Annotated in this window: 12 protein-coding genes; 7 read left to right on the top strand and 5 right to left on the bottom strand. The window is 75.5% G+C overall.

Annotation, left to right across the window (positions count from 1 at the left end; translation table 11 throughout):
- The first annotated feature begins 18 nt into the window (after positions 1 to 18).
- Positions 19 to 771: a PP2C family protein-serine/threonine phosphatase gene (locus tag MUU72_RS01240; RefSeq protein WP_248011171.1), complete on the top strand. Its 753-nt coding sequence runs from the start codon at positions 19 to 21 to the stop codon at positions 769 to 771.
- Between the two features lie 12 nt (positions 772 to 783).
- Here MUU72_RS01240 and MUU72_RS01235 read toward each other — a convergent pair whose 3' ends face one another.
- On the bottom strand, positions 784 to 1,671 hold the full coding sequence (locus MUU72_RS01235) for a phenylalanine 4-monooxygenase (protein WP_248011170.1): 888 nt from the start codon (positions 1,669 to 1,671) through the stop codon (positions 784 to 786).
- Between the two features lie 226 nt (positions 1,672 to 1,897).
- On the opposite strand from MUU72_RS01235, the gene MUU72_RS01230 reads away from it, so the two are divergent.
- Positions 1,898 to 3,001: a sugar ABC transporter substrate-binding protein gene (locus MUU72_RS01230; protein ID WP_372502933.1), complete on the top strand. Its 1,104-nt coding sequence runs from the start codon at positions 1,898 to 1,900 to the stop codon at positions 2,999 to 3,001.
- Between the two features lie 103 nt (positions 3,002 to 3,104).
- On the opposite strand, the gene MUU72_RS01225 is transcribed toward MUU72_RS01230, so the two are convergent.
- Complete coding sequence (locus MUU72_RS01225) at positions 3,105 to 3,593, bottom strand: Lrp/AsnC family transcriptional regulator (RefSeq protein ID WP_248011168.1); 489 nt, start codon at positions 3,591 to 3,593, stop codon at positions 3,105 to 3,107.
- A 336-nt stretch (positions 3,594 to 3,929) separates the two neighbouring features.
- Here MUU72_RS01225 and MUU72_RS01220 point away from each other — a divergent pair, with 336 nt between their 5' ends.
- From MUU72_RS01220 to MUU72_RS01200, 5 genes are all read left to right on the top strand, one after another.
- Entirely contained in the window at positions 3,930 to 4,463 is a 534-nt protein-coding gene (locus MUU72_RS01220; RefSeq protein WP_248011167.1) for a DUF6624 domain-containing protein, read from the top strand.
- A 63-nt stretch (positions 4,464 to 4,526) separates the two neighbouring features.
- Positions 4,527 to 5,054: a GNAT family N-acetyltransferase gene (locus MUU72_RS01215; RefSeq protein ID WP_248011166.1), complete on the top strand. Its 528-nt coding sequence runs from the start codon at positions 4,527 to 4,529 to the stop codon at positions 5,052 to 5,054.
- Between the two features lie 406 nt (positions 5,055 to 5,460).
- Positions 5,461 to 6,105: a hypothetical protein gene (locus MUU72_RS01210; protein WP_248011165.1), complete on the top strand. Its 645-nt coding sequence runs from the start codon at positions 5,461 to 5,463 to the stop codon at positions 6,103 to 6,105.
- 242 nt (positions 6,106 to 6,347) lie between these two features.
- Positions 6,348 to 7,859 carry an FUSC family protein gene (locus tag MUU72_RS01205; RefSeq protein ID WP_248011164.1) on the top strand — a complete coding sequence of 504 codons (1,512 nt, stop codon included), beginning with the start codon at positions 6,348 to 6,350 and terminating at the stop codon, positions 7,857 to 7,859.
- 494 nt (positions 7,860 to 8,353) lie between these two features.
- Positions 8,354 to 9,385 carry a lactonase family protein gene (locus MUU72_RS01200; RefSeq protein ID WP_248011288.1) on the top strand — a complete coding sequence of 344 codons (1,032 nt, stop codon included), beginning with the start codon at positions 8,354 to 8,356 and terminating at the stop codon, positions 9,383 to 9,385.
- Between the two features lie 501 nt (positions 9,386 to 9,886).
- Here the strand turns inward: MUU72_RS01200 and MUU72_RS01195 are convergent.
- The 3 genes from MUU72_RS01195 to MUU72_RS01185 all read right to left on the bottom strand — a co-directional run bounded on the left by MUU72_RS01195 (position 9,887) and on the right by MUU72_RS01185 (position 13,025).
- On the bottom strand, positions 9,887 to 10,825 hold the full coding sequence (locus MUU72_RS01195) for a sirohydrochlorin chelatase (protein ID WP_248011163.1): 939 nt from the start codon (positions 10,823 to 10,825) through the stop codon (positions 9,887 to 9,889).
- 72 nt (positions 10,826 to 10,897) lie between these two features.
- Positions 10,898 to 11,947, bottom strand: a complete 1,050-nt coding sequence (locus tag MUU72_RS01190; RefSeq protein ID WP_248011162.1) for an N-acetylglucosamine kinase — start codon at positions 11,945 to 11,947, stop codon at positions 10,898 to 10,900.
- Entirely contained in the window at positions 11,940 to 13,025 is a 1,086-nt protein-coding gene (locus tag MUU72_RS01185) for an LURP-one-related family protein (RefSeq protein ID WP_248011161.1), read from the bottom strand. Before MUU72_RS01185 ends, MUU72_RS01190 begins: the two co-directional genes overlap by 8 nt.
- Positions 13,026 to 13,028: the final 3 nt, after the last annotated feature.

Genomic DNA, 13,028 nt, shown 5'->3' with positions numbered 1-13,028 from the left:
CGCGAGGGAGCGACGGCGATGGACACAGCGGTGCACTACATCACGGTGACGGCGCTCAGCCACCCCGGACTGGTCCGCGAGAACAACGAGGACAGCCTGGTGGCGGGCCCCTGGACGCTGTGCGGCACGGTGACCGAGAACCCCCAGACCCTGGTCTTCCCGCTGGGCAGCCCGCTGGTGGTCGCGGTCGCCGACGGGATCGGCGGGCAGCCGGGCGGCGAGGTGGCCAGTGCGCTGACCGTCGCGCACCTGGCGGCGCTCGGACCGGCACTGGACAGCGAGGAGGCCGTCCGGGCGGCGCTGGTCCGGTGCAACCGCGCGGTCTACGCGGCGGCCGAACGCAACCGCTCGCTGACCGCGATGGGCACCACCGTCGCCGGCGCCGTCGTCCTGGACGGGCGGCTCCTGGTCTTCAACGTCGGTGACAGCCGGGTGCTGGAGGCCGGCGAGGACGGGCTGCGCCGGGTGAGCACGGACGACAGCCCGCCGCTTGCCGCCGGGCAGCGCACCACGTCGCTGGTGACCCAGGCGATCGGCGGGGCGGCCCGGTTCAGCGCGGTCACCCCGCACGTCCGGACCGTGCCGCTCACCGAGGGCCGCCGGTACGTCGTCTGCACGGACGGGCTGACCGACCCGGTCACCGAGGCGGAGATCGGCGCGGTGCTGCGCGCACACGACGGCGCGCGGGCCGCCTTCGAGCTGTGGCGGGCGGCGCTGGAGGCGGGTGCCCCCGACAACATCACCCTGGCACTGGTGCGGGTCGGGGAATGACGCGGCCCGGGGCTATCCCCGGTCGCGGGAGAGCCGGGGGATTCCCAGCCGCGCGCCGGTGTCGTCGTCGAATTCCTCGCAGAACGCGCCGAGTACGTCCTCAAGGTGGGAAAAGGAGCGTGCGGCGAACAAAACGGGCTGATAGCCGGAAATCCGGTACGGCGTGGCGGCCGAGGCCGGCAGATCGAGTGCGCGGACTACCCGGTTCCCGTACGCGGCGATCTCTCCGGAGGAGGAGAGCAGTGCCGCCCCGAAAGCCCGGGGTGCACCGGATTCGGTGACCAGTCCGTATTCCAGGGTGAACCAGTAGATACGGCTGAGAATGTCCAGTGCCTCATCGGTCCGGACCCGGTTCGCGGCCCGGCCGATGGTCCGGTACAGCGCCGCGATGCGCGGCGAGGACAGGTGGATGCCGTGCCCGAACACGTCGTGCAGCACGTCCGGTTCGGGGGTGTAGAGCGGTACGGCCGGATGGCGTACGAACTGCACCGCGTGGAAGTAGCCGTGCTCCATCGACCCGAGGAACCGCTCGTTGGGCACCACCCCGCCGGCCAGGGTGAGCGCGAACCCGGTGCGCGTCCGCAGACCGGGCGTGACCTCGGCGTGCTGCGGGATCCGCTCGGCGGGCAGGTCCGCGTCCGCGGCGGCGTCGCGCACCTCCCGGCAGGCGTGCGCCCGGTGCGCGGGGACGAGGGCGGTGCGCACCGTGCGCCACGTGCGGTGTTCGTCCTCGGTGTAGTCGACGTCCGGGTAGGGCGTCCCCACCCGGTGGCCGGCGGCGCGGGCCGCCAGCGCGTCCCGGCGCCGCCGGTAGTCCGGGTCGCGGCGGCCCGGATGCTGGTCCGCGGGGCCCATCCGTCCCTCGGCGGAGAGGGGGGTCTGCTGCCACACCGTGCTCATGGCTCGCACCATGCCCCGTAACGGGGCGGAGATCACCTGGCGTACGGGCGCCGCGGCGGGCCGGTAGCACGTGCCCGCCTTCGGAAACTCAACACACGTTCAAGGATTCCTCTCGTTATGACTTCGTTTCTTGACGTTCCGGGCCCCGGTGACGTTCACTCAGCCATTCTGGGCCGAGTCAGGGCGGCCCCGTGTGGAGGTACATTTCATGAGGCCGATGAAGGCAATGGACGCGCGGCATGTGACGAATGCAACAATACGTCGCCGCGTCCTCATCAGCGCACTGACGCTTTCCCTCGCCGCTCCGCTGGCGGCCTGCGGAAATGATCATCAGGCGGCACCGGAGGGGAAGGACACCATCGGCCTCCTCCTGCCCGAGAACAAATCCGCGCGCTACGAGAAATTCGATCACCGCATCATTTCCCGGAGAATCGCCGCGCTCTGCCTCGCCTGCAAAGTCGACTACGGCAACGCCGGCTCCAGCGTCGAGACCCAGCGGACCCAGTTCGAGGCGATGGTGGACAAGGGCGTCAAGGTGATCGTCCTGGACCCGGTCGACGCCCGGGCGGCGAAGACCTGGGTGGACTCCGCCGCACGTCAGGGCGTCCAGGTCATCGCCTACGACCGGCTCGCCGAGGGCGACGTCAAGGCGTATGTCTCCTACGACAACGAGAAGATCGGGCGGCTCCAGGGCGAGGGAATTCTCCAGGCGCTCGGCTCCCGCGCGGCCACCGCCGACGTCGTCATGTTCAACGGTTCCCCGGACGACCCGAACGCCCCCTCGTTCAAGAAGGGCGCGCACGCCGTCCTCGACGGCAAGGTGCACAAAATCGTCTACGAGAAAGACATCCCCGAATGGTCCGAGGCCACCGCCAAGAAGGACATGGGCGAGGTCATCAACTCCCGCGGCCCGCAAGGCTTCAACGCGGTCTACTCGGCGAATGACGGGATGGCCGGCGGTATCGCCGAGGCGCTGAAGTCGGCCGGCTTGAAGAATATTCCGCTGGGCGGCCAGGACGCCGAACTCCCGGCTTTGCAGCGGCTGTTGGACGGCACCCAGGCGTTCACTGTTTACAAGGAGGTCCGGCCGGAGGCGGAGACCGCCGCGGAGATCGCCTACCGGCTCCTGCGCGGGCAGAGCACCGCCTCGCTCACGCCGACCACCGCCGCCGGTGCGGGCGGGGCCCGGGTCCCCGCCAAGCTCTTCAAGGCCACCCTGGTCACCAAGGACAACCTCAAGGACACCGTCGTCCGCGACGGAGCGGTCCGTACCGACCTGCTCTGCGTCCCGGCCGTCGCCGCCGAGTGCAAGTCGCTCGGCCTGCTCTGACGCACCACCGGGGCCGGCCCGCGCCGCGGAGGCCGGCCCCGGCCGCGGACGGGGCCCCGCCGGCCCCGGCCCGCCCCGCCTGCCGAACGTGCGCTACGTGCGCTCAGCCGCCCGCGGCACCGGCGGGCCCGCCGCCGACCGTCTCGACCAGGGGCAGCATCCGGTGCGGCACCCGCTCCCGCAGCGCCACCTCCGTCCGCGTCCGCACCACCCCCGGCAGACTGACCAGCCGCTGGATCACGTCCTCCAGGTGCGCCGCGTCCCGGGCCGCCACCCGCGCCAGCAGATCGCCGCCGCCGGTCGTGGAGAACGCCTCAAGGATCTGCGGCACCTCCGCCAGCGCCCCGGCCACCTCCTCCAGATGACCCTGCGTCACCTCGATGTGCACGAACGCCAGCACCGGATGGCCCAGCGCGGCGGGCGAGAGCCGGGGCCCGTAGGCGGTGATCACCCCGTCCCGCTCCAGCCGGTCCAGCCGGGCCTGCACCGTCCCGCGGGCGACACCGAGCACCCGGGCGTACTCCCGCACGCTCGTCCGCGGCTGCTCCAGCAGCAACCCGAGGATCTTCGCGTCCAGCGCGTCCACGGCCATGGGCGCAGGCCCTCCTTGCGGTCAACGGCTCACCGGCGGCGGCCCGGAACGATCCGGCACGACCGCGCACGGCCGGCCGCCACCTCAGGGGCGGGCCGGGGACGGAGGTCGAAAAGGGCCCGCAACGAGCCCGGAAAGAGCCCGTGACCCTTCCGGATACAGATCCATTATCCCCGCGCGGAACCCCTCCCGTCACCGTACCCAAGAACGATCTTTTGCGGCGATTCGCGCCTTTAGCGTTGACCGACCGACCGACCGACCGACCGACCGACCGACTGACCGACCGACTGACCGACCGACCCGGCACCCGGGTCGCCCGCCACCTCTGGAGCACGGATGACGCACGCCCCGCAGCAGCCCCCCGCCGGCCCCGCCGAACACCTCGCCGCGGTCGCCTCCGAACTGGCCGCCATGGCCGCCGAGGACCACCACGCCGCCCCGCACGCCAACAGCGCCGACTTCGCCGAGCAGTTGGCCTGGCGCCGGCTGACCGCCCGGCACGCCGACCGGCTCACCGGGATCATCGACGCCCACGGCTGGCCGACCGCGGACCGCTTCGGCGCGGACGCGGCCCGCGCCGCCTGGCTGATCGCCCAGCACGCCGACCGCCAACTCGACGTCCAGCGCCGGGCGCTGCGCCTGATGGAGCGCGCCGTCGCCGACGGTCTGGCCGGCCGCCGCGAACTGGCCTTCCTCCAGGACCGCACCCTGGTCAACGAGGGCCGCGAGCAGATCTACGGCACCCAGATCGCCGGCGTCCGGGACGGCGCCCCCGTCCCGTGGCCCTGCCGGGACCCGGAGCGGATGGACGAGCGCCGCGCCGAGGTGGGCATTCCGCCCTTCGCGGAGTACGTCGCCCAGTTCGGTTGAGCCCGGCCCGGCGGGCGTGCCCCCGGGCTGTCCGCCGGCCGCCCGGTGGATCATCATGCGGGGATGACCGCGAACCCCGGACCCCCGCCAGCCGTCCGCCTCGACGCCTTCACCCCGTCCCATCTGGCCGGGATCCTCGGCGACGGCCCCGACCCCTTCGGCGTCAGCGCCACGGGCCTGACCTGGCTGCCCAAGGAGGAGCACTTCGGTATCCGCCTCGACGGCCGCCTGGTGGCCCATGCCGGTCTGCGCCGCGTCCCGGTCGCCCTCGGGGGCGCCGAGACCGAGGTGATCGGCGTCGGCGGCGTGGCCGTGGCCCCCGACCTGCGCGGCCGCGGCCTGGCCCGCCGGGCGGTCGAGGCCGCCCTGGCCCACGCCCGCACCATGGGCCCGCGGCACGCCCTGCTGTTCTGCCGCCCGCCGCTGGTCGCCCGCTACGCCCGGCTCGGCTGGCGGGAGGTCCCCGGGGACGTCTGGGTCGAACAGCCCACCGGTTCGGTACGCATGCCGCTGCACTCCCTGTGGACGCCGCTCCAGGAGGGCGCCGCCTGGCCCCCGGGCACGGCCCGGCTCCGGTCCCTGCCCATGTGAAGCCCGGCCGCGGGCCCTCGGGCCGGCCCGTCGCGGGCCTCCCTCTGGGGAAGACCGGTCCTTCCTCTGGGGACGGCTGGCCTTCCCCCTCGGGAACGACTGGCCTTGGGCGGGGACGGGGCTGCGGGGTGAGGGGTACCGGACTGCCCTCCGGGGGCGACCGGCCGTCCTCCCTGGGGCGACCGGCCGTCCTTCCAGGAACAGCGGCCCTCCCTCCAGAGGAACGCGGCGCTGCACCTAGGATCGAGCAGCCATTGATCACCGGCCGGCCGCCAGGCCGGAGGGCTACCGCGGAACCACCACGGAACGACGACCGCGGAAACAGTGCCGAACTACCGTGGCACGGCCGGGAATTGTCGGGGTCACCGGGGTCACCGGGGTCACCGGTGAACGGGGAGGGGATGGGATGATCGGAACCAAGCGCGTCGTCAGGGCGGTCGTGGGCCCGCTCGCGGTCGCGGTCGCGGCGGTGGGCCTGGCGGGCTGCTCGTCGGGCGCCGGGGACGCCGGCCGGCCGGACGGAGCCGGCAAGCAGTCCGGCACCCAGGGGTCCGGCACCCAGGTGTCGGCGGAGGCGTTCGCCCGCACCTACCAGAAAGCCGTGAACGGCCAGGACTGGCAGCACGCGTGCCGGATGCGCACCGACCGGTACCGCCACGGCTCGGTCCAGGCGTGCGTCGCCGACAACACCGAGAGCACCCCGTCCGCCACCCCGTCGCCCAGCGAGAGCAGCGAACCGCCCCTGCGGCGGGCGGACGGCTCCATCGTCCCGCCCAGGCCGAAGCCCTCCACGAGCGGGCCCGACCGGGCCGAGACCGGACCCGTCACGGCCGCCGGCGAGGTCCCGGTGCCCGCCATCGGGGAACACCCGGCCGGTATCGGCATCGGCGTCCAGTACACCGTGACCTGGCCCAGCGGCACCACGACCACCAAGAAGGCCCTGCGCCTGGTCCGGCAGGGCGGCCGGTGGCTGGTCGACCAGGCCGAGGACGTCTACCCCTCCGACGAGGCCCACGGCAACCCGGTCCGCGACGCCCTGATGCGGCCGTGACCGCCGCGGCCTGACGGGCCCCGGACGCAGCCCCCGGCCGCCGACCCGCCGACCGGTGGTCCATTGGCCCTCGAATGGCGGCCGGGAGTGCCGACGAACTGAACCATTGGCACAGCACTTCAAGCCTCTGTTGAGCCATCGGCTGTGCAGGTGCTGAGATAGAGAGGTCGATGGCGCTGCGGTTCCCCCGCGGCGCCTTTCTCATGTCGCGGTGCACCTGGGTGCGGAAGGGGCGGGGCAACTTGCTGAAGAGGGCGTTCGTGGCACCGGATCCCGGGCGGGTGCGGCTGCGGTTCGCGGCCCGGGGCGTGGTCGGGATCGGGCTCGCGGTGGCACTCTGCGGGGCGGCCGGGCACGCGCTGACCGCCGCGGTCGCCGGTGGCCTGGCCGCGCTGCTCGCCCTGTTCACGGTGACCGACCCGACGGTGCGCGGCCAGGCCGTGACGACCGCGCTGCTGCCCGTCGCCGGGCTCCCGGTACTGGCGCTCGCGGCCGCGCTGCACGGGCTGCCGCTCGCCCGCGACCTGGCCTTCCTCGCGGTGGTCGGGGCCGGCGTGTACGCCCGGCGGTGGGGTCCGCGCGGGCACGCGCTGGGCGTGTTCGCCTTCATGTCCTTCTTCGCCGCGCAGTTCCTGCACACCGTCCCCGCCCAGCTCCCCGAGCTGTCCGCGGCGGTGCTGCTCTCGCTCGCGGTGGCGTCGGCGGTGCGCTTCGGCCTGTGGTGCTACGAGCGCCGGCTGCCGGCGCCTGCTCCGGCGCCCGCGCCGTCCGGCGGCACCGGGCTCGCGCGGATCACCACGCGGCAGGCCGTGCAGGCGACCGTGGCGGCCGCCCTCGCGCTCGGCATCGGGCAGGCGCTGTCCGACCAGCGGTGGTACTGGGCCGTCGGCGCCGCCTGGTGGGTGTTCGTGAACACCACCTCCCGGGGCGAGACCCTGGTCCGCGGCTTCCGGCGCTTCCTGGGGACGGTGCTCGGGGTGGTCCTCGGCCTCGCCGTCGCGGTCCCCGTCCACGGGGCGCCGGTGGCCACCGCCGTCCTCGTCGCGCTGAGCGTCTTCGGCATCTTCTACACCGCCGCCGTCTCCTACACCTGGATGATGCTCGCCGTCACCGTGCTGGCGAGCATGCTGTACGGGCTGCTGGGCGTGCTCGACCCGGCCCTGCTCGCCCTGCGGGTGGGCGAGACGGCCATCGGCGCCCTGGGGGCCGTACCGGCGGTGCTGCTGGTGCTGCCGGTGACCACGCACGCGGTCACCGACGCGCGGGTCGCGCGGGCCCTGCGGTGTGTGCACGCGTGCACCGCGGAGGCCGCCGCCCGGCTCGCGGGGGCCCCGGAGGCCGACCCGGCGCCGCGCGTCGCCGAGCTGGAGGCGATCCTCGGCGGGGTGCGGCTCTCGCTCGTCCCGCTGGTGCATCCGCTCAGTCCGCTCCGGGCGCGCAAGCGGCGGGCCCGGCAGGTGCTGGCGCTGCTCGACGACTGCGCGCGCGAGGTCCGCGCACTGGCCTCCGTCGCCGCCGACCCGGAGGCGTCGCACGATGCCCGGCTCGTCGCGGCCTGCCGGCGCGTGGAGGCCGCGGTCGAGGCCCTCACCGACGCCCCGCTGGACGCCCGCCGCGAGGAAACCGGGGCCGCGGCGGAGGCCCACGCCCCCGACGGCGGCCCCGTTCTGGCCCACCTGCACGCCCTGGAACAGGCTCTGCTCGCCCTCGCGGTCCCGCTCGGCAGAACCGACCGCCTCCCCCTGGGCGCCTGACCCGCACCCGCCACGCCTCCGCCCCCTGCCGAACGGCACGCGCCCGCGCAACACGGACACTTTCCGGCCGGGGCCGGTGGGGCGCCCCCGGCCATGGGGCGAGCATCGCCGGGGCGGCACCGCCCGTCCCCGGTCCCCGGCGGGCTGGGCGGCCTACGATGACCCGCGGCGGTCCGGCGGTCTGTCACGGCGGGCGGTCGGACCGACGGGAAGCCGGGGCGGCGGCGCAGGGGGCGGCCCCGCCCAGGCGGTTACCGGAGAGGGGCGGAGCGCCCGCCGGTGCCTGTGGCGCCGATACGCCCCTGCCACGGGCGTCCGTACGCCATGAAGACGACAGCCCGCGCGAGTGCGCCGAACAGCGCGAGGTGGGGCCGGGCACCGGCAGAGCTGGTGAACGACGGACGAGGAAGAGGTGGCGAGTGGTGGCGAGCGCAGAAGCAGCGGGGACGGATGGCAAGGAGGGGCGGGACGCCGGGGGAGCGCGCGGGGGCGCGGTGCGGGCGTACATCGGCTCGTTCACCACGGCGGGCGGGGCCGGGATCACCACCGCGGCGGTCGACCCCGTTACCGGGGCGCTGACGCCGCTGCACACCACGGACGCGGTCGCCAACCCGTCCTACCTGGCGCCGGACCCCGGCGGCCGGTACCTCTACGCGGTCAGCGAGACGCCGGACGGCGCGGCCGCCGCCTTCTCGCTCACTCCGGACGGGCCCGTTCCGCTCGGTTCCGCCGTCCCGGTGGACGGGGCCGGGCCCACCCACCTCACCCTGGCCGCCGGCCACCTGGTCACCGCCAACTACGGCTCGGGGGACGTCAGTACGCTCCCGCTCCGCGCCGACGGCACCCTGGGCGGCCCGGCGCGGGTCCTGGCCCACGAGGGCAGCGGCCCGAACGCCGACCGGCAGGAGGGCCCGCACGCCCACGCCGTCCTGCCCGACCCGGGCGGGCGCCGGCTGCTCAGCGTTGACCTGGGTACCGACTCGGTCCGGATCTGCGACCTCGACCCCGCGAGCGGCGCGCTGACGGTGCACGGGGAGACCCGGCTGCGCCCCGGCAGCGGCCCCCGCCACCTCACGTTCCACCCGGGCGGCGGCCTGGCCTGGGTGGTCAACGAGCTCACCCCGACGGTGACGCTGTGCCGCTGGGACGGAGACCGGGGCACCCTGACGCCCCTGGGGGAGACCTCCCTGCTCCCCGAGGGCACCGCGCCCGGCGGCCCGGCCTACCCCTCCGCAGCGGTGCTCTCCCCGGACGGCCGGTTCGCCTGGGTCGCGATCCGGGGCGAGGACCGCATCGCGGTGCTCTCCCTGGGCGCCGGGGCCGGCACCGCCGCCCTCGTCGCCACGGTGCCCTGCGGCGGCCACTGGCCCCGCGACCTCGCACTGCACCCCGGCGGGCGCCACCTGTACGCCGCCAACGAGCGCTCCGGCGACGTCACCTGGTTCACCGTCGATCCGGAGAGCGGCGTACCGGTACGCGGCGGCTCGGTCGCCGCCCCCGCCGCCTCCTGTGTGGTCTTCGCCTGACGGGCCGGGCGGCGGGCCCGGGTGCCCGGTGGGGTGGGGAACGGGAGCGACGGGCGGCCCGCGGCGACAGCATCGGGCCGGCGGGTAGCCGGCCAGCCCCGCACGGCGGCCGCAGAATGCCCGTACAGGGCCGACGGGCGCTCGCCCCGACTCCTCCGCCTCCCGCCGTCCCCCCGGCTGCCAGAAGGGCATCTGCGCCGCTCAGAGGGGTGGTGAGGGCCTGCGTGGAGGTGCGACGGCGGGCGCGATGGCACCCCCGGGCAGCGTCGGGGGACGCGGCGGCCGGCTCTTCGGGGGCCAGCGCGGTGCCCCCGGTTGTGGGCGGTCGGCGCGGCCTCGCTGGGCGACGACTGCGCGCCGCCCCCAAGCGCACCACCCCCAAGCGCACCACCCCCCGACAGCGCGGAAGGCCGCCCCGCGTGTCGGTGTGCGGGGCGGCCCTCGGTGAACGGGTGCGGCGCCGGGATGGTGTGGCCGGTGCCGTGCGGCTGAGGCGCGGGGTTACCGGACGGCCGCCCCCAGGCCCTGGCCCGGCAGGGCGATCCCCATCGCCGCCGCGTAGTTGGACAGCACCAGCCGGCCCACCGCGCCGTACGCGCCCAGTGCCTCGGCCGACGCGCAGCCCGCCTCCTCCGCGGCCGCCCCCAGCAGGCCGTCGGCGAGTTCCGGGCCGATCAGGTACGGGGCCAGCGCCAGCTGCTGGGAACCGGCCGCGCGCAGCTGCTCGGCGGTGCGGGCGATCGCGCCCTCCTCGTCCAGGCCGGCGGCCAGGACCGGCACGGCCAGCCGGGCGGAGAGCAGCATGCCGGTGATCCCGGCGGCCTGCACCGCCTCCTCGCCGCCGACGGTCGCCAGGATGATGCCGTCCGCGGCGGTCGCGACGGTGAACAGCCGGGCCCGGTCGGCGCGGGCCAGCCCGGCCTCGGACAGCCGCACGTGCAGCGCCTCGGCGAGCAGCGGGTGCGGGCCCAGGACGTCGGTCAGTTCCGCCCCGGAGCCGCTGTTCATGATGGCCTGGCGTATCCGGCGCAGCAGCGCGCTGTCCGGACCGGCCAGCAGCGGGACGACGACCGCGGCGGGGCCGTGGTCCGGCCGGCCGGCCGCCTCCGCGGTGGCCCGCTGCTCGGCGGCGGCCTGCGTCAGCACCGCCTCCAGGGACGGGAACTCGTCGTCCCCGCCGTCCACGTACCCGATCCGGGCGTCCAGGCCGGGCAGTTCGGAGCGGGCGATGCTGGAGACCTCCTCCGCCAGGCTGCGCGCGGCGGGGGCGGGGGTGCCGGGCACGGCCAGCACCAGGGCGGGTGCGCCCTCGGGAGCGGCGAGCGGCTCCGGCTTGCGGTGGCGGCCGGACGGCCGGCTGCGCGGCGTGCGTACCGGCAGGCCGGGGGCGTCGGCGTCAATACGGGGCGAGCCAGGTGCGGGCCCAGTGGGGGAACTCATGGCGCCGCATGCTAACGCCTCGGCGCGCCCGTCCGCCGAGGGAGGGTTCCGTCGAGCGGTATCCGTCCCGTTTTATCCCGCGCGTCGGGGTGGCCGGGCCGTCACATGCCCTGTGATCTGCAACAACTTCCCGTCGACCGGCAGCGCCAGCCGGTCCCCGGCCAGTGCCGCGGCGATCGCCAGCGCCCCGTCGAGCGGGCTCGTGGCGGCCTCGGCCGGGCGGGCCCCGGGGAGCCGGGCGGCCAGGGCCGCGCGGAGCGGGGTGAGCAGCGGCTCGCCCAGGTTGAGCAGGCCGCCGGTGAGGGCGAGCGCGGCGCCGGGGACCGGCGGGCAGGCCGCCGCCGCGGTGTCGGCGATGTGGCGCGCGGCCTCGGCCAGGATCCCGGCGGCCACCGGGTCCCCGGCGGCGCACCGCGCGACCTCCGGCGCGAACGACGCCAGGACGGCGGGCCGGTCGGACCGCGGGTAGAGCGCGCCGGGCAGGGCTGCCACCGGCCCGAACACGGCCTCGGCGCGCGTCAGCAGGGCCCGCGACCCGCCGGGCCGCCCGTCGTGCGCACGCAGCGCCGCCTCCAGCCCGGCCCGGCCGATCCACGCACCGCCGCCGCAGTCGCCCAGCAGGTGCCCCCAGCCGTCGGACCGGCGCCAGCCGCCCGCCGGTGTCAGGTCGGTGCCCAGCGCCACCAGGCCGGTGCCCGCCGCGACCACGGCGCCCGGCCGCTGCCCGAGCGCCCCGGCGTACGCGGTCACCGCGTCCGCGGCGAGCGCGAGCTGCCGCACCCCGAAGGCGGAGGCGAGGGCCGCGGGCAGCCGGGCGCGCAGCCCGTCGCCGAGGGTCCCCATACCGGCCGCCCCGACGCAGACCGCGGTGAACCCGGCGGCGCCCGTGCGGCGCTTCAACTCCTCGGCGGCTGGCAGGAGTTGGCTCAGCAGATGGTCCGCGTCGATCCCGGCCGGACCGGTGCGGACCGGTTCGCGCGAGACGTGGGTGGCCGCCGGGCCCACCGGGCCGTCGGCGCCGGCCCGGACCACCGCGATCCGCAGGCCCGATCCGCCCGAATCCACCCCCAGGACGTGGCCCCCGGCCGGGCCCCCGCCCGCGGTGCTCCCCGGCTCAGCCAAGGCCGCGGGCGTCCTGCTTGAGGGCGGTGTCGACGGTCAGCGCGGTGGCGACGACCAGGCTCAGCAGCGGGTCGGGCAGCTGCCGGTGGATCTGGAGGACGTAGTTGTCGGCGGTGGTGAACATCGTCTTGGCCAGGCCCTCCCAGGTCTTGGTGATCCGGGCGATCTCGGCGTCGGTGTGGTCGACGATCGCGAAGTTCCAGGCCCGCCAGTTCTCCGCCTTGATGGCGCCGAGCTGCCGGCCGCCGGCCATCATCGCAAAGTTGATCTTCCCGATGGCGTTCTGCTGGATGATCTCGCCGACCGGCTGCCCGTCCGGACGGGCCACCAGCACCTTGGACTTGATCAGCTTCGCGGGCCGGGTCAGCACCAGCTGCGGCTGCCCGTAGGCGTCCCGGATCTCCAGCTTGTGGGTCATGTACTGGTCCAGGCTGGAGACCACCCGGAGCACCTTCTTCGCGGCGCTCTGGCCGATCTCGACGACCGAGCCGAGGGTGGTGCCGTGCTGGTCGTAGACCGCGTACTCGTTGCTCACCTCGATGAGCTTGGCCTTCTGGTTGACCACCAGCACCGGCTCGGTGAACAGCGAACCGCCGCCCGGCCCGGCGGGCGCCACCCCGGCCTGCTGCTGCACCTGGTGCTGGGCCCCGGCCTGCTGCTGTGCCTGGTGGTGCGCCTCGGCGGAATACGGGACCGGCTGCCCCGGCTGCCCCTGGCCCGGCATCGGCTGCGGGTAGCCGCCCTGCTGGCCGTAGGGGGCCTGGGCCGGGTCGGGCTGCTGCGGCGCGTACGGCTGCGGCGCGGACTGCGGCGGCATCTGCGCCATCTGCGGCTGCTGGGCCGACTGGGCGTGCTGGGCCGGCTGAGCCTGCTGATACGGCTGCGCCTGCTCGGACGCGGACTGCTGGGCGGACCGGTGCGCGGGCTGCGGCGCGGAGTGGGCGGCCTGCTCCTGGGGCTGCGCCTGCCGGCCCGGGTGGGTGTGCGCGGTCCACTGGGAGCCGTCCCACCAGCGGAGCTGGTGGGGGGTGCCCTGCGGGTCGGCGTACCAGCCCGCAGGGATGTTCGCATTCGTCATGCC

The sequence above is a fragment of the Streptomyces rhizoryzae genome, assembly GCF_023155275.1.
GTDB classification, from domain to species: Bacteria; Actinomycetota; Actinomycetes; order Streptomycetales; family Streptomycetaceae; genus Streptomyces; species Streptomyces rhizoryzae.
This window is presented reverse-complemented; position numbering and strand designations above follow the sequence as displayed.